Origin of the sequence: Glutamicibacter sp. JC586, assembly GCF_009805585.1 — a bacterium.
In the GTDB taxonomy this organism is placed as follows: domain Bacteria; phylum Actinomycetota; class Actinomycetes; order Actinomycetales; family Micrococcaceae; genus Glutamicibacter.
In genome coordinates this window covers 59,512-79,336 of sequence record NZ_VHIN01000010.1, presented here as the reverse complement: position 1 = coordinate 79,336, position 19,825 = coordinate 59,512, and the positions used below count along the sequence as shown (strand labels likewise).

Here is a 19,825-nt window from a genome sequence, read left to right as displayed (position 1 = left end):
GGTGGAGTCCTTAGAAAAAGAGATAAATGACTGGGAACGGCGGTAAACAATCATCGTTACCCCTCCTTCGATAGACTGATTGACTTTTGTCAATGACTAGAACTCTACAACAGGGGATCAATATGTTGCAATGGGAACATGAGCCAGCGTCTGAACTATCGCAAGCAAGTAGGAGACCTGTCGTGGCAAGGGGCGGTGAATGCCCGAGAAATTTGCGGAAACTTTTATCGCATGGGCCGACATGAGTGGGTGAGTGCGCTTGGCTGGCAACAGATGCATGAAGATGGGGTACGCAAAGTTGTCGACTTGCGTAATCCCGCAGAGATCCAGCGGCGTGAACATGATCCAGCTGTCCCCGCGGCGAGTTTGGCCCAAATTGAAATGGTGAACCTTCCGCTAGAAACTTCGGGCAATGAACGCTTTGAGGCTGTTGCCGTGCCCTATATGAACCATACGAACATGTATCAGTTGGTCTGTGAGGAGTTCGGTGATCAACTTCGAGCCGTGTTCGAAAATTTGGCAAACTCGCACGGATCTACGGTGATTCATTGCTCGGCAGGTAGGGACCGCTCGGGGCTGGTTGCCACACTTTTACTAGACCTAGCCGGTTGTGGCGACCAGATTCTGAGACATGACGAACTAGCGGTGCGTGGCATCAATGAGTGGCACCGAGTCTCACCTCGTAAGCATCCCTATGAGCGCTTTCACGAAGCTCGGGAACTGCAAGGCATTATTGACGAACGGGCACAAGCGCTGCGCGAATTCTGCGCTTGGATGGGATCGACGCAGGCGTATTTGGAGCGTCAAGGTATGGACCCGAAGGTGATCGAACGCGTGCGTGATTTGGCTCAAAACTCTAGTTGAGTGTACCGAGCTGATGGTGTCACAGATCACTGTCTTCCTGCTATGGTTGATATTAATACTGACCGACCGTTCAGGAAGGAATTCTGTCAATGTCGACAAAACAGATTAGCGCGGTACCCAGCTTTATCGCTGGCCAATGGTGGACTCCCGAATCTGCTGAAGGCACCGAAGTTCGTGATGCCAACACCGGAGAGGTGCTTGCATCGGTAACCAATCAGAAGCTTGATGTCGCCTCAGCTGTTGCCTATGGGCGCGGTACCGGGCACCGTGAGCTAGCTAAGCTCACCTTGCATGAGAGGGCACTTAAGCTCAAAGAACTAGCGCTGTATCTCAATGAGCGACGGAAGGACCTTTACGAGGTCTCCTTCAAGACCGGTGCTACCAAAACTGACTCCATGGTCGACATCGATGGCGGTATTGGGGTGCTCTTTACTTTCTCTTCCAAAGGACGCAGAGAGCTGCCTAATAACAATGTCATTCTTGATGGTCCTACCGAGCCGCTGAGCAAAGATGGCTCTTTTATCGGAACGCACATTTACACCGCAATGAGCGGTGTCGTAGTACAGGTGAATGCCTTTAATTTCCCGGTGTGGGGCATGCTGGAAAAGTTTGCCCCCGCCTTTATTGCCGGCGTTCCAACGATCGTCAAGCCAGCAACCCCTACCGGTTATCTCACCGAGGCTGCGGTGCGAATCATGTTGGACTCTGGCATTCTGCCCGAAGGATCCCTACAGCTTCTCTCGGGACCTGCTCGCGACATCATGGACCACCTGGATTACCGGGACATGTTTGCCTTTACCGGATCGGCCGCGACGGCGAACAAACTGAAGTCCCATCCAAATGTCATTGACGGTGCTGTGCGTTTTGCGGCCGAAACGGATTCGCTCAACGCGGCCATTCTCGGTCCAGACGCTGAAGAAGGAAGCGCAGAATTCGACGCTTTCGTCAAAACTGTTGTCACCGAAATGACCAGCAAGGCCGGTCAAAAGTGCACGGCGATTCGCCGCAACATCGTTCCCTCACACCTGGTGGATCCGGTAATTAATGCTATCGGTCAACGTATCGAAGACCGTGTAGTCATCGGTGATCCGCGCGTGGATGGCGTGACAATGGGAGCCTTGGCCTCACTTGAGCAACTGGCCGATGTGCGTGCCGCTGTTGAAGACATGTTGGCTGCTGGCGGCGAACTGGGCTATGGACGACTGGACGTACCTGCTGTGCGAGTTGCCCCGGAAAAGGATGCTGTCGCTGAATCGGGGGCGTTCATGTCACCCGTGGTGCTTCGCTGGAATGATGCGCGTAATCCATTGGTACATTCGCGCGAAGCTTTCGGGCCAGTGAGTTCGGTCATCGGCTACGAAAACCTCGAAGAAGCCATCGAATTGGCGGCCATGGGTGCGGGCTCCTTGGTCGCCACCGTGTGTAGTAATGATGCAGAAACGGTGCGTGAACTAACTTTGGGTATCGCCGCCCATCACGGCCGCGTCCACATTCTTAATCGCGAAACAGCACGCTCAACTACGGGGCACGGTTCGCCGGTGCCACACCTTGTTCACGGTGGCCCAGGGCGCGCTGGCGGCGGTGAGGAGCTGGGCGGAATTCGTTCGGTGAAGCACCACATGCAACGTACAGCGGTGCAGGGATCACCGAATATGCTCACCGCACTCAGTGGCGTCTGGCACACAGGAGCACAGCAGCGGTTGGCCGGCAGTGAAAAATTCGGTGGCCAACCACAGCATGTTCACCCCTTCCGGAAATCACTTGAGCAGCTTCGTGTGGGTGACGGATTTGCCTCTGACCTGCGCATGGTCAGTTTGGAAGAGATCAGCGAATTCGCGGAAAAGACCGGCGATACGTTCTACGCCCACACCGACTCCAAGGCCGCAGAAGCTAACCCGTTTTTCCCGGGGATCGTTGCACACGGATACCTCCTGGTGTCGTGGGCGGCCGGGCTATTTGTGGAACCAGCACCGGGGCCAGTGCTGGCTAACTATGGGCTGGAAAATCTACGCTTCATCACTCCGGTCGCTTCAGGGGATTCAATCCGGGTCACGCTAACTGCAAAGAAGATCACCCCGCGTGTGACCGATGAATACGGTGAAGTTGCCTGGGATGCGATCTTGCATAATCAGAATGATGAGATCGTGGCAACCTATGATGTGTTGACATTGGTCGAGAAGCAGAATATTACTTACGCGAACTTCGGAAACTAGCTCCTCGCGTTCCCGAAGGTGGGCGTCGCAGATGCGACGCCCACCTATTTGCGTCGCGTAGATTCGTTATAAGCAATAATGGAAACGTTTCCAATCTTGATGCGCTCAAGGGGCGCTTTGAAAAAATTTAAGGTCATTTAGGCGTGAAATATTGCTGATTTAAGGTGTTTACAAAAATTGATCTCTTGGCGAAAGTGAAGAAAGCGTTTACAGTTATGTCGCAGGTCACACATTGATGGGGGGGATGCGTGGCTGACTGCTCCGGTGCACAAAAGTTGCACGGTCGGAGCGTAATCATCACATCAAAGGAGCATTTCTGTGGGACTCTTTTCAACACATGCCAAACTAAAACGACGACGTGACAGAGCCTCAGCGGCCAAACCCGGTCTCGCACTCTGCGCTTCGCTAGCGTTGTTGGCTGCCCCATTGTTCGCCGCACCCGCCCAAGGTGCTACACCATCCAACGATGGCAAGGATGTCATCCTTAACCTGTTCCAATGGAACTGGAAATCTGTAGCGCAGGAGTGCAAGTCAAGCATTGCGCCAGCGGGATTTGGCTACGTTCAAGTTTCGCCGCCGGCCGAGCACCTCCGGGGCGCAGCATGGTGGACTTCCTATCAACCCGTGAGCTACAAAGTGGACTCCAAACTGGGCAACCGAGACGACTTCTCAGCCATGGTCAAAAGCTGCAACGACGCTGGCGTAAAAGTCATTGCTGACGCCGTGGTCAACCACATGGCCGGAGCTGGACAATCAGGAACTGGAACTGCTGGCTCAGCATTTTCGGAGGACAATTTCCCGGAATATTCTGCACAGGACTTCAACGATTGCCGAACCAACATCTCCAATTACTCTGACCGCTGGCAAGTACAGAACTGTCGTCTGGTAGGACTGCAAGACTTGAAGACCTCCAGCAGCTACGTGCAACAAAACATCGCTGACTACCTCGACGATCTCGTCTCACTGGGCGTCTCCGGTTTCCGAATCGACGCATCCAAGCACATTCCCGCAACAGATCTTGAAGCGATCAAATCAAAGATGAAAAACCCGGGTGTCTTTTGGGTCCATGAAGTCATCGGTGCTGCTGGCGAACCCATCCAAGAAAGCGAATACCTAGGCAGTGGTGACTCGTTTGAATTCGACTACGCACGTCAGCTCAAGAGTGACTTCGATTCTCAAATTGCTAACCTGCGATTCATTGGTGACGGCAAACTGACCAGTGACCGTGCCGGCGTGTTCGTGGCCAATCATGACACGGAACGCAACGGCGAAACCATGAACTACAAATGGGGTGCCAAGTACCTTTTGGCCAACGTCTTCATGCTTTCCTGGCCCTATGGCTCCCCATCGGTGTACTCAGGATATTCTTTCACCGATAAAGACGCCGGAGCTCCTGGAGCCAGCGATGCTTCAGTACCTAACGCTAGCTGCGATTCTTCGGCTTGGACCTGCGAACAGCGACAGGACGAAATTACCGGAATGGTCGGCTTCAACAATGCGGTCGGAGACGCAGCAGTGAGCAACTGGTGGGACGATGGGAGCAACCAGATTGCCTTCGGTCGAGGCAATAAAGGTTTTGTTGCCATCAACAACACCGGTAGTTCAACTACCCGTGAATACTCCAGCTCATTAGCCGCCGGAACCTACTGCGACGTCGTCGCCGGTGCCGACTGCTCGCAAAAAATCACCGTAGGATCAGACGGCAAGTTCAACGCGACTGTGCCTGCTTATGGCGCGCTAGCCTTGCACGTCGGTGCTCTAGGAGACGGCTCCAATGGCGGGGGAACTGACCCATCCGAAGAACCGGTAGAAGAGGCCTCGGATGTCAGCGTGGCTGTAACCGCAGAAACCACGGTGGGACAGAATATCCGCATTGTTGGAAACCAGACAAAACTAGGCAACTGGAATCCATCTCAAGCACCGCAACTCTCTGCCGTAGGCTACCCGAGCTGGACAGGCACGGTGGACCTTCCTGCCGGGACGAAGTTTGAGTACAAGTACGTCAAATATGACCAGAGTGGAAAGGCTACGTGGGAATCGGGTGGAAACCGGAGCGCCACCGTACAGTCTGATGGGTCGCTGAAATTGAGTGATACCTGGCGTAACTAGCTCCAACGCAAAAGATCCCGTCCATTTTGGACGGGATCTTTTGAGTGAATAACTTACTTCTCGGAGTTGGTGTTGAGCTTGTTCAATGTTGCTTGTTTTGCCTTTTCCAGCGCGAGTTGTTCATCGCTGAGTTCCGCACCAGCAGTTTCGGAAACAACCTTCAGGCCGCGCCACAGATAGAAGCCATAAAGAGCTGCCAATGCGATAAAGACGTACAGGCCGATCATCCCCAGCATTGGGGAGATCATGAAGTAAATAACCAGATCAGCGATAGCAGCTACGGCCAGCAGCAGCCATCCCTCACGCACCCCGCGAGAGATCATGACAAACGATGCAAAGATCGCTGCGTCAGCAAAGTACATGACCCAGATTTCTGGAGTCGCGCTCAAGAAGGTGGAGTTGAACAAGAACGGGCCGAAGCGCAATGCGACCAGCAGGATCAGGCCAACAATCATGCCCACTGCGGACCAGAGGGTCAGGGGAGTACAGGTCACCTCGCGGGTGAACTTGCCGTTCAGTTTGTACTGCGAGAAACGCCAAAGTCCGAAGATTGGTAGCAGCAAGAGTGGGATGCCATAGATCAGTCCGAGCAGGTCAAACTGCAAGGCAGTGATTAGTGGGCCGACAAAAACGGCCAGGATCAGAGTCCACCAACCCAGATCGTTACGGTGTGCCAGCAACACCGCGGAGACGAAAACTAGCAACATACTTGCGGCAGACAGCAGGATTTGAACATAGGAGCTATTGCTGTCAGCAGTAGCCATGAACAGGGTTTGTAAGATGGAATCCACGGTGCTCTTCACTCGATCGGTTGGCAACGGCAGGTGCACGAAGCACCCCTTAGATGCTAGCGGTGATTCCTGTGAGTCCGTGAATCCTGTCAGGGTTGGTTGCAACACAGTGCCAGCTCCCGATAGCTCGAAGGCACCAAGATACGCGCTTCCCCCGTGGAGAGAATGCCGTATCTTGGTGCCTTCCTGCAGTGCTATTTTTGTTCAGAGTGCAAGCCCTTGAACAATAACGAGATGGCCTGTTCCTCAAGCGTATTGGCCTCTATTGGACCATCGACTTTGTACCAATCCACCAGTGAGTTGATCATGCCAAACAACAAACGTGCGGTGCTACGTGGGTCGAGATCTCCGCGTAGCTTGCCATCACGTTGTGCCAGGGTGACTAGTTCAGCAAGCTGACGGTCCATGGCGCGACGACGCTGGAGCGCTTGACGTTCGAGGTCGGTGTTACCGCGCAAGCGGAGCAACAAGGTAACGTACAAACGCTTGCTGATCAGGATTCGAATCGTTGAGCGCAGGAAAAACTCCAAGCGTTCATCGGCACTTCCCGCATGTGACTGCACATCAGCGATCACGGCCTCTAAGGGAATCAGCGCTTCATCCAGAGCTAGGCGCAAGAGATCTTCTTTGGAGGGAACGTGGTGATAAATCGCAGACTTGCTGATGCTCAAACGCTCGGCAAGTTTACCCATCGAGGTCGCGTCATAACCGTATTCGTTGAACGCCTCAACGGCGATGCGCAATACGGTTTCTTGGTCGTATCCTGGGCGACCTCGTTTAGCCGGTCGACTTGCAGTGTCAGTGGTGTCCATGATGTATCGATTATTCCATGTCCCCGCTCGAATTATTGATTACGTAGGTCATAGATGCGCTTGAGTTTACCCATGGAGCGCTCTAACGATTCTGGTTCGAGAATATCGATGGCACAAGAGGAACCAATGTGGATTTTGATTAGCTTGGCCAGTTCCTTGCCACCGATTTCGGCCTGTTCGCGTGAGCTGTCCGACCGGCGCTCCACCTTGACCGCCAATTGATCCATGCGGTCGGGGCGAGTGAGAAGTAGCTGGAAATGTGGAGACAGAGCCGGTACCTTCAAGATCAACTCTTCGATCTGGCTAGGGAAGAGATTTACTCCGCGCAGGATGATCATGTCGTCGCTGCGACCGGTAATGCGTCCCATACGACGGTGCCCTGGACGCGCACTACCTGGCATGAGTCGAGTGAGGTCGTGGGTGCGGTAGCGAATGATCGGCAGAGCTTGTTTTGTTAGCGAGGTAAAGACCAGCTCTCCGTGTTCGCCGTCGCCCAGAACTTTTGACGGATCAAAAGCGTCAATGATTTCGGGCCGGAAGTGGTCCTCCCAGATGTGGCTACCGTCCTTGCGCTCACTGGATTCGCCAGCAACTCCTGGCCCCATGACTTCGGAGAGTCCGTAGATATCGCAGGCATCGATGTTAAACATCTCTTCTAGCTCATGTCGCATTTCTTCGGTCCACGGCTCAGCACCGAGCACGGCAACTTTTAGCGAAGTACTACGTGGGTCGATGCCCTTGCGTTGCATCGCATCGCCAATGGTCAGCAAGTACGTCGGTGTGCAAAGAATGGCATCGGGTGCGAAGTCTTGGATCAGTGAGATCTGCTTATCGGTTTGTCCGCCGGACATTGGGATGACAGTGGCACCGAGTCGTTCGGCAGCTGCATGGGCACCGAGCCCGCCGGTGAACAGCCCGTAGCCGTAGGCGTTGTGAACTTTCCATCCTGGCTTGACTCCAGACAGGCGCAGACACCTAGCACCGAGTTTGGCCCAGTCATCCAAGTCCTGTTGGGTGTATCCCACAACGGTGGGCTTGCCTGTAGTACCAGAGGAAGCGTGGATTCGGGCAACCTCGTGCTGCGGTACAGCGAACATGCCAAATGGGTAGGTTTTTCGCAGGTCTTCCTTCTCGGTGAAGGGGAAGATTGAAAGATCACTGAGTTCTTTAAGGTCGTTCGGGTGAACGCCGGCGGCATCGTACTTTTGCTTGTAGTGAGGCACCTTGTTGTAAGCCAGATGAAGGGTGTCTTTCAAGCGTTCCAGCTGGATCGATTCGATCTGATCACGGCTCATGGTTTCTTCGTTGTCGAGCGGATTTGGCAGCTCAACACGGCGGGAGGTCTCAGACATGCTCGAACTTTCGTCAGAAATTGAATGGGGGATTAGCTATTTTTGGGCTTTGGCACGGTGCGTGAACGGCCACGGAATTCTGCAATGACTTCCGTCGACCCGTCCGTACCCTCTTGGGCTACGGTGATGTCGTAGAGTCCGCTACGTCCTTGTTGCGAAACTCGGGTGCCGGTGGCGGTAAGCTTTCTGCCCAGAATTGCTGGTTTGAGAAAATTGATATCGGCTCCGGAAGCCACAGTGATGGTTTCCTCGGAACCTTCAACCGCATTGCAGCTCATGGCGAATGCGGTGTCGGCCAAGGTGAAGATCATTCCGCCGTGACCAATGCCGAAGCCGTTGAGCATTTCATCTCGCAGTTGCATGGAGATTACGGCGTGACCTTCACGAGCTTCGATCACTTCGATGCCTAGCCATCGGGCAGTCGCGTCATCGCGGAGAATCTCGTGAGGTAGCGGCTCTTCTACTTGAGTATTGGTCATCATTGTCCTTCGCCGATTTATTTACCGAACGATCATTAGGTAATAACAAAATGTGAGCTAAGTCAAGTTATTTAGACTTGGGCCTTGCTATGTTGCGAACGGCAGCACGACGAAACTAGGAAGAGAAAAGACGAGCGTGTAAGGCAAGGATGAATGGTTCCTTGATTCGGTTGTAGTCCATGACCAAAGCATCCTGGCCATCGGTGGCAGTAATCTGGGCTGCGGCTTGACGCTTAACCGAAGCATAAGCAGCTCGGTCTGACTCATTACGACGCAAATGATCTCTGAAAATCATCATTCGTAAGTACTCGGGGCTACCGGCTGAAAACACATGAATATTCGCCTCTGGAAGCCCTGAGGTAACCGATGGCTTAAACATCCGATGTGCGTACCAGCCGGGTTCGCGATGCCAAAAAATGAGACCGGCAGTGTGTAACGCTGGCGCGTAGCTAGACTCATCATTGGCGTCGAGAACTACAAGGGTGATGTCAATGAGTGGTTTGGCAGGAAGACCTGCCACCGAGGTTGAACCGGTGTGCTCCACTGCCAGTGCTTGTTCGCCTAAGGCGGTGGAAATCAGATCCGCAAGAGTCTCAAAATCATGGACCCAGCGACTTTGCGGTTCTTCGATACGAATATTTCCGCGCGTCAGTTGACCTCCGACCGCTTCGTATTCTGGATCTTCGTCCGGCTGGGAGCGCAACAGCGGGTAGTACGGCAGTGTGCACAGGTACCGAGCGATACCGGGCCAGCGCCGGTCCTGTGAAGAGTCCGAAATGACGCACCCCAGTGCACGGTAGAAGTCGATGGCATCCGCATCCGTGGTTGCCCATACGCTCTTTTGATAAATATCGCGCAGCTGATGCACTAATGCTCGACCAAGTCCACGACGATGAAAATCTGGTAACACCGCAAGGTAGTGAAGGCACAACGAATACTTGTCGCTGTGCTGGAAAACGGCCAATGCCGTGATGCTGCCATCCGGAGCAAAGCAGGCTATCGCTTCGTGCCGCTGGCACTCATCGAGTAGTTGTTCTAAAGCCTGCTCATCAATGGGGTCAGCGGCCAGCACCAGCAAATGGCGTATCGCAGGATCATCACGGTAGTCCTTGATACTTATATGGTGCATGGCCGCTGAGTTCCTTTCTGGCAAATCAGATCAGTTTAGTGCATCCCAATGCGTCAAGCGCGAACGCGTAGTCCCATGCGCGCGACTTCCAAGACTCATAGCGACCTGAGGCGCCACCATGACCGCCATCCATTTCCGTCTTGAGTACGATCGGGGCATCACCGGTTCCAACTTCGCGAAGTTTGGCCACCCACTTGGCCGGCTCAACGTACAGCACACGGGTGTCGTTCAAAGAAGTCACGGCGGCAATCTTCGGATAAGCCTGTTCGGTGACATTTTCATACGGCGAATACGACTTCATGTAGTCGTAGACTTCCTTGCTTTCAATCGGGTTACCCCATTCTTCCCATTCCAAAGCCGAGAGCGGCAGCTCTGGGTCAAGGATTGAGGTCAGTGCATCAACGAATGGAACCTGAGCGATGATTGCGGTGTACAGCTGAGGGGCCATATTGGCGATGGCACCCATCAGCAGTCCTCCAGCGGATCCGCCTAGTGCCACTATGCGCTGTGGATCAGCGACACCTGAATCAATCAGGTATTTAGTTGAGTCAATGAAGTCGGTGAACGTGTTTTTCTTGTGAAGCTTCTTGCCCTTCAAATACCAGTCACGACCTAGCTCTCCACCGCCACGTACATGGACGATGACAAAAACAACTCCGCGATCCAAAACGCTTAGGCGTGGAATGCCAAAACCTGGATCCATGGATGCTTCGTAGGAACCATAGCCATAGATCAATACCGGCTGCGGCACCGAGGTATCCAGATCTGCGCGACGCATGACGGTCAATGGAATCTTGGTCCCATCCGCAGCGGTGGCCCAGTCCCGAGTAGATACATACTTGCTCGCGTCGAAGTTGTTCACCGGGGTCTGCTTACGCAGCACCAAGCTCTGGTCCTGTAGCCACAGATCATAGACCCGCGCTGGGGTGAAATCAGCGGTGTAACTGATCCGAATCAATGGGGCATCAAGTTCAGCAAAAGTAGGCGATGCGGTGAATAGCTCATCGTCAAACTCTGGTTCGATCGGGGTACCCTGTTGCTGCGTACCTAGTCCTTCTAGGGGCAATAATTGAACCCGCTCGCAGGTATTACGACGGACCGAGAGCACCACGTGGGAACCGGTAAGGATGGTTCCTTCGATCTTCACGGTGTCTTCATGGGCCACCACCGTCTGCCACTGCTGCGGGATGGTGTCTTTGCCCAACTGATCAAGGTTAGCCAACGACACCATATTGTTTGGTGCTTCAAAGTCGTGGGTGATTAGTGCCTGACCCGAAGCAGGCGTCAGATCGATACCGTGTAGCAAACGCAACTCACGAGGTACTAACAAGCTGACCGATGCGGTGTCGTCGGTCAAATCCAGCATGCTGGTCTCCGAGTACTCAGAGTTACCGCTGGAGATCATCAGGGTCTTGCGATCCGGGCTCAAATCAAAGCCGAGCCACATTCCTGGGTCATTTTCTTCAAAGATCAGCTGGTCTTCGGACGCGTCGGTGCCCAAGCGGTGCGCGCGAATCTGGTTCGGCCGCCAAGTCTCGTCCACCACTGTATAGAACACAGTTGCAGAGTCCGGCGAGAATGCCAGACCATAAAACACGCCCTCGATGGTATCGGGCAGCAATTGCCCGGTGCTTAGGTCTTTGATGTAGAGGGTGAAACGCTCATCGCCTGCGTTATCGACGCAGTAGGCCAAGAGGTTTCCTTCTTCATTCAGCGCCATGCCACCCAAGGAGAAGAATGGCTGACCTTCGGCCAGCGCATTGCCATCAAGCAAGACTTCTTCGGCCGGCAGGCTGTGCTGCGGGTCAATCACTGGGGGAGTCCAGTCCGCTATTGGGTCCGAAGATTCGTTGGCCTTGACGCGGCACTGCACGGTGTATGGCTTGCCTTCGGCCGAGCGTGTGAAGTACCACCAGCCGCGTCGGCGAACCGGTACCGAGAGGTCGGTTTCTACCGTGCGTGATTTGATTTCGCCGAATAGGTCTTCGCGTAGAGGCTGCTGATCTGCCGTGATTACGTCGGTGTACTCGTTCTCGGCATTAAGATAATCGATGACTTCCGGGCTGCTCTTCTCTCGTAGCCATTCGTAGTTATCGATGAAATCATCACCGTGAAAACTGCGGGTGGTGGGGCGCTTGGCTGCGACGGGAGGATTCTTAATCAACGATGCATCAGTCATACCCCTATTCAATCTCACCGTGAGTGGTTGTGGGCACTGGCTATGCTCAGCGCGGACAGATCGTGGTCGAGTTGGGTTACCACTGGGTCAAGAACCGGTGCCAATACTTCCAGCCTGACCCTATTGCGCCTAGGCTTGCAGGAATAGGAAGTTATCTACAACGTGGGCCACTCGCCCTTCAGTTTGAGAAAGCGATCATCAGTGAAAAATAAACAGAGAGTTGCCCGCCACGGGCGCCTGAGTCGATGGGTTGCCGCGGCAGCCATCGGTTTGATGGCTTTGGTCATCGGTGCGCCGTCGGCCATGGCCCAAGGCAATGAAAAGGTCGACGGCCAAACTTACGTCATCGGCACGGACACTACCTTCGCACCTTTCGAATTCCGTCAGAATGGGGAACTGACCGGCATTGACATGGACATCTTGCAAAAAATTGCGGATGACCAAGGTTTTAAAGTTGAGGTACGATCCCTTGGCTTCAATGCTGCACTTGCTGCCCTGTCCTCTAACCAGGTGGACGGCGTGATTGCAGGTATGTCGATTACCGATGAGCGTAAAGAAATTTACGACTTCTCGGAGCCGTACTTCGAATCCGGGGTACAGATGGCCGTTGCTAAAAACAACGATGACATCAAGGCCTACGAGGATCTCAACGGCAAAACCGTTGTTGCTAAAACCGGCTCTGAAGGTGAAACCTATGCCAAGTCCATTGCTAAAAAATATGGATTCACGGTCAAGTCCCTAGACCAGTCGGCCACCATGTATGAGTCGGTGAAGGCCGGTTCAGCCGTAGCAGTGTTTGATGATTACCCGGTGCTGGCCTACGGCATCGCTCAGGGCAACGGGCTGAAGACCGTCACCGATAAGGTGCCAGGCGGCTCTTATGGTTTCGCCGTGAATAAGGGCAAAAATACCGCCCTATTGGCAGCGTTCAACGACGGTCTTGCGGAGATGAAGGCCAATGGTGAGTACCAGGAGATCCTGGACAAGTACCTTTCTGATCCTAGCGCTTCGACCCCAGGCAACTTCTTTGACCTAGCAGCCAAGTCCTTCCCAGCGTTGATGACTGGTCTGTGGCACACACTGTTGGTTACTGCGATTTCCTTCGCGATCGCGATGGTGTTGGGCCTAGTCTTCGGCTTCATGAAGCTCTCGGGCAATATCGTACTTCGCGGTATCGCTACGACATTTGTGAACATCTTCCGCGGTACCCCGCTGTTGCTGTGGGCCTTCATGTTCTACTTCGGTCTGCCGCAGCTGACCGGCTGGGAAATCTCCGTCTGGACCGCTGGTGTGCTGACCTTGTCGCTGAACGCTGGCGCTTACGTTGCTGAAATCGTTCGCGGTGGCATTCAATCCGTGGATCCAGGACAGTTGGAAGCCTCTCGCTCCCTGGGCCTTGGCTATGGCAAGTCCATGCAAAAGGTTGTGGTTCCGCAGGCCTTCAAGATGATGACTCCATCTTTGATCAACCAGCTGATCATCAGCCTCAAGGACTCCTCGTTGCTGTTGGCCATTGGCTTTGGTGAACTGCTCTACCAAGGTCAGCAGATCTACGCAGCAAACTTCCGTGTTACCGAAACCCTGATCATCGTGGGTGTCATTTACTTCATTGCCATCATGGCCCTGACCAAGTTGGCTAACTACGCCGATCGGAGGTTCAACAAGTGAGCGCCGTAACCGAGCAAAGCTCTCAGCTAAAGATCCAGGTGAAGGACCTACACAAGTCCTTCGGATCAAATAACGTACTTAAAGGTATTGATCTGGATATCCGTGAAGGTGAAGTAGTGTGCGTGATCGGGCCCTCGGGTTCCGGTAAGTCCACGCTACTGCGTTGTCTGAACAAACTGGAAGACATCACCTCCGGCCAGGTGATTGTGGATGGTTTTGATGTCACTGATCCCAAGGTGGATATCAATGAGGTGCGCCGCCATGTAGGAATGGTGTTCCAGCACTTCAACCTCTTCCCACATATGACCGTTGCGGAAAACATCATGTTGGCTCCCGTGGAGCTCAAGAAGATGGATAAGGCGCAGGCGCGGACACGTGCGCTGGAACTTCTTGAACGCGTTGGGCTTAAGGACAAAGCGAATGCTCGTCCGGCTTCGCTCTCGGGCGGTCAGAAGCAGCGCGTAGCGATTGCCCGTGCGTTGGCCATGGCTCCAGGGATCATGCTCTTTGACGAAGCAACTAGCGCCCTTGACCCTGAGATGGTTGGCGAGGTGCTTCAGGTGATCAAGGAACTAGCCGATTCAGGCATGACCCTAGTCTTGGTGACCCACGAGATGGGCTTTGCCCGCGAGGTCGGTGACCGCGTGATCTTCATGGCTGATGGCGTGGTCTGCGAACAGGGTGAACCAGAACAACTCTTTGGCAATCCACAGCAAGAGCGTACTCGCGACTTCCTGTCGAAGGTGCTGTAGGGCTAAAAACCGCAGAAAATCAATACCGCGCTTCTCGAACTGGCATCATGCTGGATTCGAGGGGCGCGGTTTTTCGTGGCCAAGGTTACCGATTTAGCGCGAGAATGTACTTGAAGCTTCAAGTTGATCCGCATAGTGTGGTGTAGGAAATCGAGCAGGAAGACCCCTGACCGGCTGACGTTTCTGAGGAGCTAGATCTTGAATAATCTGGAAAATAATCCCCGCCTACTTGCCGCTGCGCAGAGCGTTTTGCGCCTTGCTATCGGATTTCTATTTGCCGCCCACGGGTGGCAAAAGTTCTCCCAATTCACCATCGACGGAACCACTGCCAGCTTTGCTCAGATGGGTGTGCCCGGGGCAAGTTTCATCGCCCCGGTGGTGGCAACACTTGAATTGGTTGGAGGTATCGCACTGATCCTGGGAGTTGCAACCCGCATCTTCGGCGCCTTGCTGGCGCTGGATATGGCTGGAGCAATTGTGCTGGCTCATGCGCAGAATGGCGTTTTTGTCGCCAACGGTGGATTTGAGCTTGTACTGGCCCTCGGTGCAGGCGCGCTGGCGCTGGCCTTGATGGGTCCAGGTCGTTGGGCCGTGGATCATTTGATTTTTGGTCGCAAGCGCGCAAAGCGTGCAGCGGTCAGCGCCTAGTCTTAGGGCGCTAATACAAAACCCCAGGGCGAGATCCTTGGGGTTTTGTTGTACCTTGCGCAGTTCATGTTGACGTGACTCAAGCCACTCTGACATACTGAACGAACGGTCAGTATGTAATTTGTTTTCGAAGAGGTGAACCCATGGCACCGAGTGCGTCGCAGGAATCGGGACTCAGCGCTGTTCCAAGCTACGAAGAAGAGCAATCCCAAGCTCGTTTTGATGCCTTGATCGGCAAGGACTCGCGCGTGGAACCACGCGATTGGATGCCAGAGGCCTACCGAAAAACGTTGACTCGCCAAGTCTCACAGCATGCCCACTCCGAGATCATCGGTATGCAACCTGAAGCCAACTGGATTACGCGCGCACCATCGCTGAAGCGCAAGTCCATTCTGATGGCCAAAGTTCAGGATGAGGCTGGGCACGGGTTATACCTTTACTCGGCCGCCGAGACATTGGGAACCAGCCGAGACGAACTGAACGATCAGTTGCTGACTGGCCGTGCAAAGTACTCGTCCATCTTTAACTACACCGCGCGCTCATGGGCAGATATGGGAGCGATCGGCTGGCTCGTAGACGGGGCCGCCATTGCAAATCAGGTGCCATTGTGCCGCGCTTCCTATGGTCCCTACGGGCGCGCGATGGTGCGTATCTGCAAGGAAGAATCTTTCCACCAGCGACAAGGATTTGAGATCCTGCTTGCGCTCTCGCGTGGAACCGAAGCACAGAAAAAGATGGCTCAAGATGCCATCAACCGCTTCTATGAACCATCGTTGATGATGTTCGGTCCGCCGGATGATCAGTCACCCAACTCGCAACAGTCCATGGCCTGGAACATCAAACGGTTCTCCAATGACGAATTGCGCCAACGCTTTGTTGGCATGATTGCCGAACAGGTCAAGGTACTGGGGATGACCTTGCCAGATCCGGAACTGCACTTCGACGAAGAGAAGAAGCAGTGGATCCACAAGGATCTGAACTGGGACGAATTTATGAACGTCATCAAGGGCAACGGCCCAGCTAACTCCCAACGACTAGAACGTCGCCGCGAAGCGCACCGTGAAGGTGCTTGGGTTCGTGAAGCTGCATCTGCCTACGCCGCAAAACAAGCACAAAGTGAGGTTGCCTAGGATGAGCCAACAAAACAACTGGCCCCTGTGGGAAGTATTTGTCCGTTCCTCCCGAGGACTCTCGCATGTGCACGCCGGATCTCTGCATGCACCTGATGCACAGATGGCCGTGCGCAACGCCCGCGATCTTTACACCCGACGCAACGAAGGCGTTTCGCTCTGGGTTGTGAAGTCCAGCGACATCATCAGCTCTGACCCAGATGAAAAAGATTCCTTCTTTGAATCCCCACAGGGCAAAGACTACCGTCACGCCACCTATTACAAAGCCAGTGAAGGAGTGAAGCATCTGTGAAGCATGAAGAATTGGATGCAGAGCTCGACAGCTTCGGCGACGCACTAGCCTCGGCAACGCGAGTGACTCCGGGCAATGCACTTCGGCCAGAAGACATTGCCGTGAACGGGCAAGCACCCAGCGAACAAGTTGCGAAGTACGCGCTAACGCTCGGGGATGACTCACTGATCCTGGCTCAACGCCTGGCGCACTGGATTTCACGCGCCCCTGAGCTTGAAGAAGACGTCGCCCTGGGTAATATCGCTCTAGATATTCTCGGACATGCGCGTTCGTTCCTCACTTATGCCTCACTAGCGTGGGACAAAACCGAAGATGACTTAGCGTACTGGCGAGAGGAAGAAGAATTCACTTCGCTGTGGATCGTCGAGCAACCCAATGGGCACTTCGGGGTCACGATTATTCGCCAGCTGATCGTTTCAATCTTCCAGCACCTGCTCTACCGAGAGCTCACCGCCTCGACTGATGAAACCTTGGCAGCTATCGCGGCCAAAGCGGTCAAGGAAGTTGACTATCATCGCGACCATGCGACCGCGTGGACCATCCGTTTGGGGCAGGGAACCGAGGAATCGGCGGAAAAGATGCGTCATGCGCTAGAAATTCTCTGGCCATACGTCGATGAAATGTTCCGCGACGAACAGATCCACCAAGATTTGGAAGGTGTGGCTGTATTGCCATCGACCCTTCGCCAGGCTTGGGATGAACAAATCGGAGCTGTGCTGACCGAGGCGGGTTTGCAGATTCCGGCTACCGGGCAAGCGATGGCCCATGGTCGAATCGGTGAACACTCCGAACATTTGGGTTATCTGCTCGCTGAAATGCAAGTACTGGCACGTAAACATCCCGGCGCCAGCTGGTAACTACTGATCACTTCCTGAGAGGGGAGCAGTCTTGAACAAACTTGTTTCTGAAACCAACGAGCTGTTCGCCATCGCTGCGAAGGTGAACGACCCGGAGATCCCAGTGCTGTCCATCGCGGACCTAGGGATTTTGCGAGACGTCACCGTCACTGAAGATGGCGCGGTGCAAGTGGTTATCACCCCTACATATTCGGGATGTCCAGCAATGGACGTGATCAGTGAAGATCTCCATTCCACTTTTAGGGATGCCGGATATCAGAAAGTCGAGATCAAGCTGGTGCTCACACCAGCTTGGTCTACGGACTGGATGAGCGAAGAAGGCGCACAAAAACTGGAAGCGTATGGGATCGCTGCCCCTACAGGTCGTGCTCACGCTGGCCGGATCACCTTGGGCATGAGTGTGAAATGCCCTCGTTGCCATTCACTCAATACCCGTGAGCTCGCCCGATTTGCTTCCACCTCCTGTAAAGCGCTCTACACCTGTAAAGACTGTCTAGAGCCCTTCGACTACTTCAAGGTACTGTCATGACCGAACAACTTTCCTCCACCCGACGTAGGGCTTCCTTTCACCGGCTGACCGTCAGCAATGTGCGGCGCCTGACCAAAGACTCCATCGAAGTAACCTTCGCTATTCCTGCGGAACTGAGCGATGAGTATGACTACGTCGCAGGACAGTACGTGGCATTGCGTAAAAAGCTACCCAACGCCGAGGGCGAATTGGTGGAACTGCGTCGTTCCTACTCAATCTGTGCTGCACCCAATGGGCAGGAGATCAAGGTAGCTATTAAGCGCGATCTTGGTGGCCTGTTCTCCACCTGGGCCAATGAGCAGCTGGCCTCCGGGGATGAAATCGACGTGATGAGTCCGGCCGGCGCTTTTATTTCCAAGCACAAGCTGACTGAGATTAATGACCCCTCCAGTATCGACACAACGAGTCAAGACCGATTTGTCGCAGTCGCTGCCGGATCAGGAATCACTCCGGTCTTAGCTATTGCGCGCACGATTCTTGAAGCGAACGAGCACAGTCGCTTCGACCTGATTTATGCCAACAAAGCCGCCATGGACGTGATGTTCTTAGAGGAATTGGCAGACCTCAAAGATCGGCATCCATCACGAATGGCGTTGCACCATGTGCTTAGTCGTGAACAGCGTATCTCGCCATTGCTTTCCGGACGCATAGACGCAGACAAACTCAACTCGTTGCTCACCAATGTCCTGCAGGCAGCCAGCGTTGACGAATGGTTCTTATGCGGACCTTTCGAGCTAGTTCAATTGGTCAGAGATCAGCTCACCGCTTTAGAAGTGCCAGCTCAGAAAGTACGTTTTGAGCTATTTACCACCGGTGAACCAACCAAGCCGCAAGGACATATCGGCAGGCCGGTCGTGGTGGACGAGAATGAGGAAAGCTATGAAATTAGCTTCAATCTGGATGGCCTCAAGGGTGAAGTTACTTCCCCCGTGCGTGCCAATGAAACGGTATTGAACGCTGCACTTCGCGTTAGACAAGACGTGCCTTTCGCCTGCGCAGGCGGTGTGTGCGGAACATGTCGTGCCAAGGTGACCTCGGGATCAGTGACCATGGCGGAGAACTACGCACTTGAGCCTGAGGAAGTTGACGCTGGATATGTGCTCACCTGCCAGTCTCATCCAACCAGCGAAAAACTATCCGTCGACTTTGACGCGTAGGGAAGTTAGGCAGAACTGATGATTGAACTGATAATTGCGGAATCGATTGCGAGGATAACGCTCAACGCCCCGCAAAAAATGAACTCGCTGAATGTGGCAGCACTCGAAGAGTTGTCCGTGGCCTATGACAAAGCAGCCGCTGGTGTCGCCGATGGTAGTGTCAGGGCGTTGGTTCTCACCGGGGCTGGGCGGGGCTTTTGTGCGGGCCGAGATATTTCCGCCGTGAATCCGGCAGATGATGATGTCATTGGGTACTTGGGTGGCGCGGTGCAGCCATTGCTGGAAAAAATGTCGAACTTCCCGGCGCCTACCTTTGCCTTGGTTCAGGGCGCGTGTCTTGGGGTGGGATTGGGCTTGGCTATCGCCACTGACGTGGTGTACGTGGCCGATAATGCAAAAATTGGTTCTCCCTTTGCCAATCTTGGAGCGACATTAGACTCGGGAGGTCATTGGCTTTTCACCGAGCGACTTGGAGCGCATCGAACCCTGGACATGATCTACACAGCAGAACTGATCTCTGGCGCTGAAGCGGTCAGGTCAGGCCTGTTCTCCCGTTCCTTCCCAGCAGAAGAGTTGGTTGAGCGCGGCGAAGAGATGATTAGCAAAGTAGCGCTGGGGGCGACCCAAGCCTTTGTTGAATCAAAGCATTTGGTTCAAGAAATTCGGGATCATCGTGTTGGTCTGTGGGCTTCGATGAACAACGAAAACCGTGCACAAGCAGCCTTATCCGATACCCCCGACTACGCCGAAGGTTTCAAATCTTTCCAAGAGAAACGACCACCGGTCTTCTTCGGGAGGAAATAAAAAAGCCCACCTCCTCAGCGGCTTCGTTAAATCCGAAGCCGCCGAGGAAGTGGGCCTCTC

General features: G+C 54.0%; 18 protein-coding genes. 12 read left to right on the top strand and 6 right to left on the bottom strand.

The window, feature by feature from the left end; genetic code table 11:
• The first annotated feature begins 138 nt into the window (after positions 1-138).
• The 3 genes from FJV47_RS08325 (at position 139) to FJV47_RS08315 (ending at position 5,186) form a co-directional block, all read left to right on the top strand.
• Positions 139-864, top strand: coding sequence for a tyrosine-protein phosphatase (locus FJV47_RS08325; protein WP_159611920.1), 726 nt, complete (start codon positions 139-141; stop codon positions 862-864).
• An 89-nt stretch (positions 865-953) separates the two neighbouring features.
• Positions 954-3,077 (top strand): phenylacetic acid degradation bifunctional protein PaaZ, encoded by a 2,124-nt coding sequence (gene paaZ, locus FJV47_RS08320; protein WP_159611918.1) that lies wholly within the window; start codon positions 954-956, stop codon positions 3,075-3,077.
• Positions 3,078-3,395: 318 nt separating this feature from the next.
• Positions 3,396-5,186: a carbohydrate-binding module family 20 domain-containing protein gene (locus FJV47_RS08315; protein WP_159611916.1), complete on the top strand. Its 1,791-nt coding sequence runs from the start codon at positions 3,396-3,398 to the stop codon at positions 5,184-5,186.
• A gap of 53 nt (positions 5,187-5,239) precedes the next feature.
• Here FJV47_RS08315 and FJV47_RS08310 read toward each other — a convergent pair whose 3' ends face one another.
• From FJV47_RS08310 to FJV47_RS08285, 6 genes are all read right to left on the bottom strand, one after another.
• Positions 5,240-6,085 (bottom strand): nicotinamide mononucleotide transporter family protein, encoded by an 846-nt coding sequence (locus FJV47_RS08310; protein WP_159611914.1) that lies wholly within the window; start codon positions 6,083-6,085, stop codon positions 5,240-5,242.
• Positions 6,086-6,171: 86 nt separating this feature from the next.
• Entirely contained in the window at positions 6,172-6,789 is a 618-nt protein-coding gene (locus FJV47_RS08305; RefSeq protein ID WP_159611912.1) for a TetR/AcrR family transcriptional regulator, read from the bottom strand.
• A 32-nt stretch (positions 6,790-6,821) separates the two neighbouring features.
• Positions 6,822-8,141, bottom strand: coding sequence for a phenylacetate--CoA ligase family protein (locus FJV47_RS08300; RefSeq protein ID WP_159611910.1), 1,320 nt, complete (start codon positions 8,139-8,141; stop codon positions 6,822-6,824).
• A gap of 32 nt (positions 8,142-8,173) precedes the next feature.
• Complete coding sequence (locus FJV47_RS08295; protein WP_159613083.1) at positions 8,174-8,620, bottom strand: hotdog fold thioesterase; 447 nt, start codon at positions 8,618-8,620, stop codon at positions 8,174-8,176.
• 115 nt (positions 8,621-8,735) lie between these two features.
• A complete protein-coding gene (locus tag FJV47_RS08290; RefSeq protein WP_159611908.1) occupies positions 8,736-9,749 on the bottom strand; it encodes a GNAT family N-acetyltransferase in 1,014 nt (337 codons plus the stop codon).
• A gap of 25 nt (positions 9,750-9,774) precedes the next feature.
• Complete coding sequence (locus FJV47_RS08285; protein WP_159611906.1) at positions 9,775-11,928, bottom strand: S9 family peptidase; 2,154 nt, start codon at positions 11,926-11,928, stop codon at positions 9,775-9,777.
• A 273-nt stretch (positions 11,929-12,201) separates the two neighbouring features.
• Here FJV47_RS08285 and FJV47_RS08280 point away from each other — a divergent pair, with 273 nt between their 5' ends.
• From FJV47_RS08280 to FJV47_RS08240, 9 genes are all read left to right on the top strand, one after another.
• Positions 12,202-13,596 (top strand): amino acid ABC transporter substrate-binding protein/permease, encoded by a 1,395-nt coding sequence (locus tag FJV47_RS08280; protein WP_159613081.1) that lies wholly within the window; start codon positions 12,202-12,204, stop codon positions 13,594-13,596.
• The gene (locus tag FJV47_RS08275; protein WP_159611904.1) at positions 13,593-14,348 is read left to right on the top strand and encodes an amino acid ABC transporter ATP-binding protein; all 756 of its coding nucleotides are present in this window, start codon (positions 13,593-13,595) and stop codon (positions 14,346-14,348) included. The genes FJV47_RS08280 and FJV47_RS08275 overlap by 4 nt, the downstream gene beginning before the upstream one ends.
• Positions 14,349-14,546: 198 nt before the next feature.
• A complete protein-coding gene (locus FJV47_RS08270) occupies positions 14,547-14,996 on the top strand; it encodes a DoxX family protein (protein WP_159611902.1) in 450 nt (149 codons plus the stop codon).
• A gap of 143 nt (positions 14,997-15,139) precedes the next feature.
• Positions 15,140-16,126 carry a 1,2-phenylacetyl-CoA epoxidase subunit PaaA gene (paaA, locus tag FJV47_RS08265; protein ID WP_159611900.1) on the top strand — a complete coding sequence of 329 codons (987 nt, stop codon included), beginning with the start codon at positions 15,140-15,142 and terminating at the stop codon, positions 16,124-16,126.
• 1 nt (position 16,127) lies between these two features.
• A complete protein-coding gene (gene paaB / locus FJV47_RS08260) occupies positions 16,128-16,418 on the top strand; it encodes a 1,2-phenylacetyl-CoA epoxidase subunit PaaB (protein WP_131088861.1) in 291 nt (96 codons plus the stop codon).
• Positions 16,415-17,275 (top strand): 1,2-phenylacetyl-CoA epoxidase subunit PaaC, encoded by an 861-nt coding sequence (gene paaC / locus FJV47_RS08255; RefSeq protein WP_159611898.1) that lies wholly within the window; start codon positions 16,415-16,417, stop codon positions 17,273-17,275. The genes paaB and paaC overlap by 4 nt, the downstream gene beginning before the upstream one ends.
• A 31-nt stretch (positions 17,276-17,306) precedes the next feature.
• Positions 17,307-17,804, top strand: coding sequence for a 1,2-phenylacetyl-CoA epoxidase subunit PaaD (gene paaD, locus FJV47_RS08250; protein WP_159611896.1), 498 nt, complete (start codon positions 17,307-17,309; stop codon positions 17,802-17,804).
• Positions 17,801-18,961 (top strand): 1,2-phenylacetyl-CoA epoxidase subunit PaaE, encoded by a 1,161-nt coding sequence (gene paaE / locus FJV47_RS08245; protein WP_159611894.1) that lies wholly within the window; start codon positions 17,801-17,803, stop codon positions 18,959-18,961. Before paaD ends, paaE begins: the two co-directional genes overlap by 4 nt.
• Before the next feature lie 18 nt (positions 18,962-18,979).
• A complete protein-coding gene (locus tag FJV47_RS08240) occupies positions 18,980-19,765 on the top strand; it encodes an enoyl-CoA hydratase/isomerase family protein (RefSeq protein WP_159611892.1) in 786 nt (261 codons plus the stop codon).
• Positions 19,766-19,825 lie beyond the last annotated feature (60 nt).

Coding starts and splice junctions, on each gene's coding strand:
- FJV47_RS08325 (WP_159611920.1), top strand. CDS start 139: ATGAGCCAGCGTCTGAACTATCGCAAGCAAGTAGGAGACCTGTCGTGG.
- paaZ (WP_159611918.1), top strand. CDS start 954: ATGTCGACAAAACAGATTAGCGCGGTACCCAGCTTTATCGCTGGCCAA.
- FJV47_RS08305 (WP_159611912.1), bottom strand. CDS start 6,789: ATGGACACCACTGACACTGCAAGTCGACCGGCTAAACGAGGTCGCCCA.
- FJV47_RS08300 (WP_159611910.1), bottom strand. CDS start 8,141: ATGTCTGAGACCTCCCGCCGTGTTGAGCTGCCAAATCCGCTCGACAAC.
- FJV47_RS08295 (WP_159613083.1), bottom strand. CDS start 8,620: ATGACCAATACTCAAGTAGAAGAGCCGCTACCTCACGAGATTCTCCGC.
- FJV47_RS08290 (WP_159611908.1), bottom strand. CDS start 9,749: ATGCACCATATAAGTATCAAGGACTACCGTGATGATCCTGCGATACGC.
- FJV47_RS08285 (WP_159611906.1), bottom strand. CDS start 11,928: ATGACTGATGCATCGTTGATTAAGAATCCTCCCGTCGCAGCCAAGCGC.
- FJV47_RS08280 (WP_159613081.1), top strand. CDS start 12,202: ATGGCTTTGGTCATCGGTGCGCCGTCGGCCATGGCCCAAGGCAATGAA.
- paaA (WP_159611900.1), top strand. CDS start 15,140: ATGGCACCGAGTGCGTCGCAGGAATCGGGACTCAGCGCTGTTCCAAGC.
- paaB (WP_131088861.1), top strand. CDS start 16,128: ATGAGCCAACAAAACAACTGGCCCCTGTGGGAAGTATTTGTCCGTTCC.
- paaE (WP_159611894.1), top strand. CDS start 17,801: ATGACCGAACAACTTTCCTCCACCCGACGTAGGGCTTCCTTTCACCGG.
- FJV47_RS08240 (WP_159611892.1), top strand. CDS start 18,980: ATGATTGAACTGATAATTGCGGAATCGATTGCGAGGATAACGCTCAAC.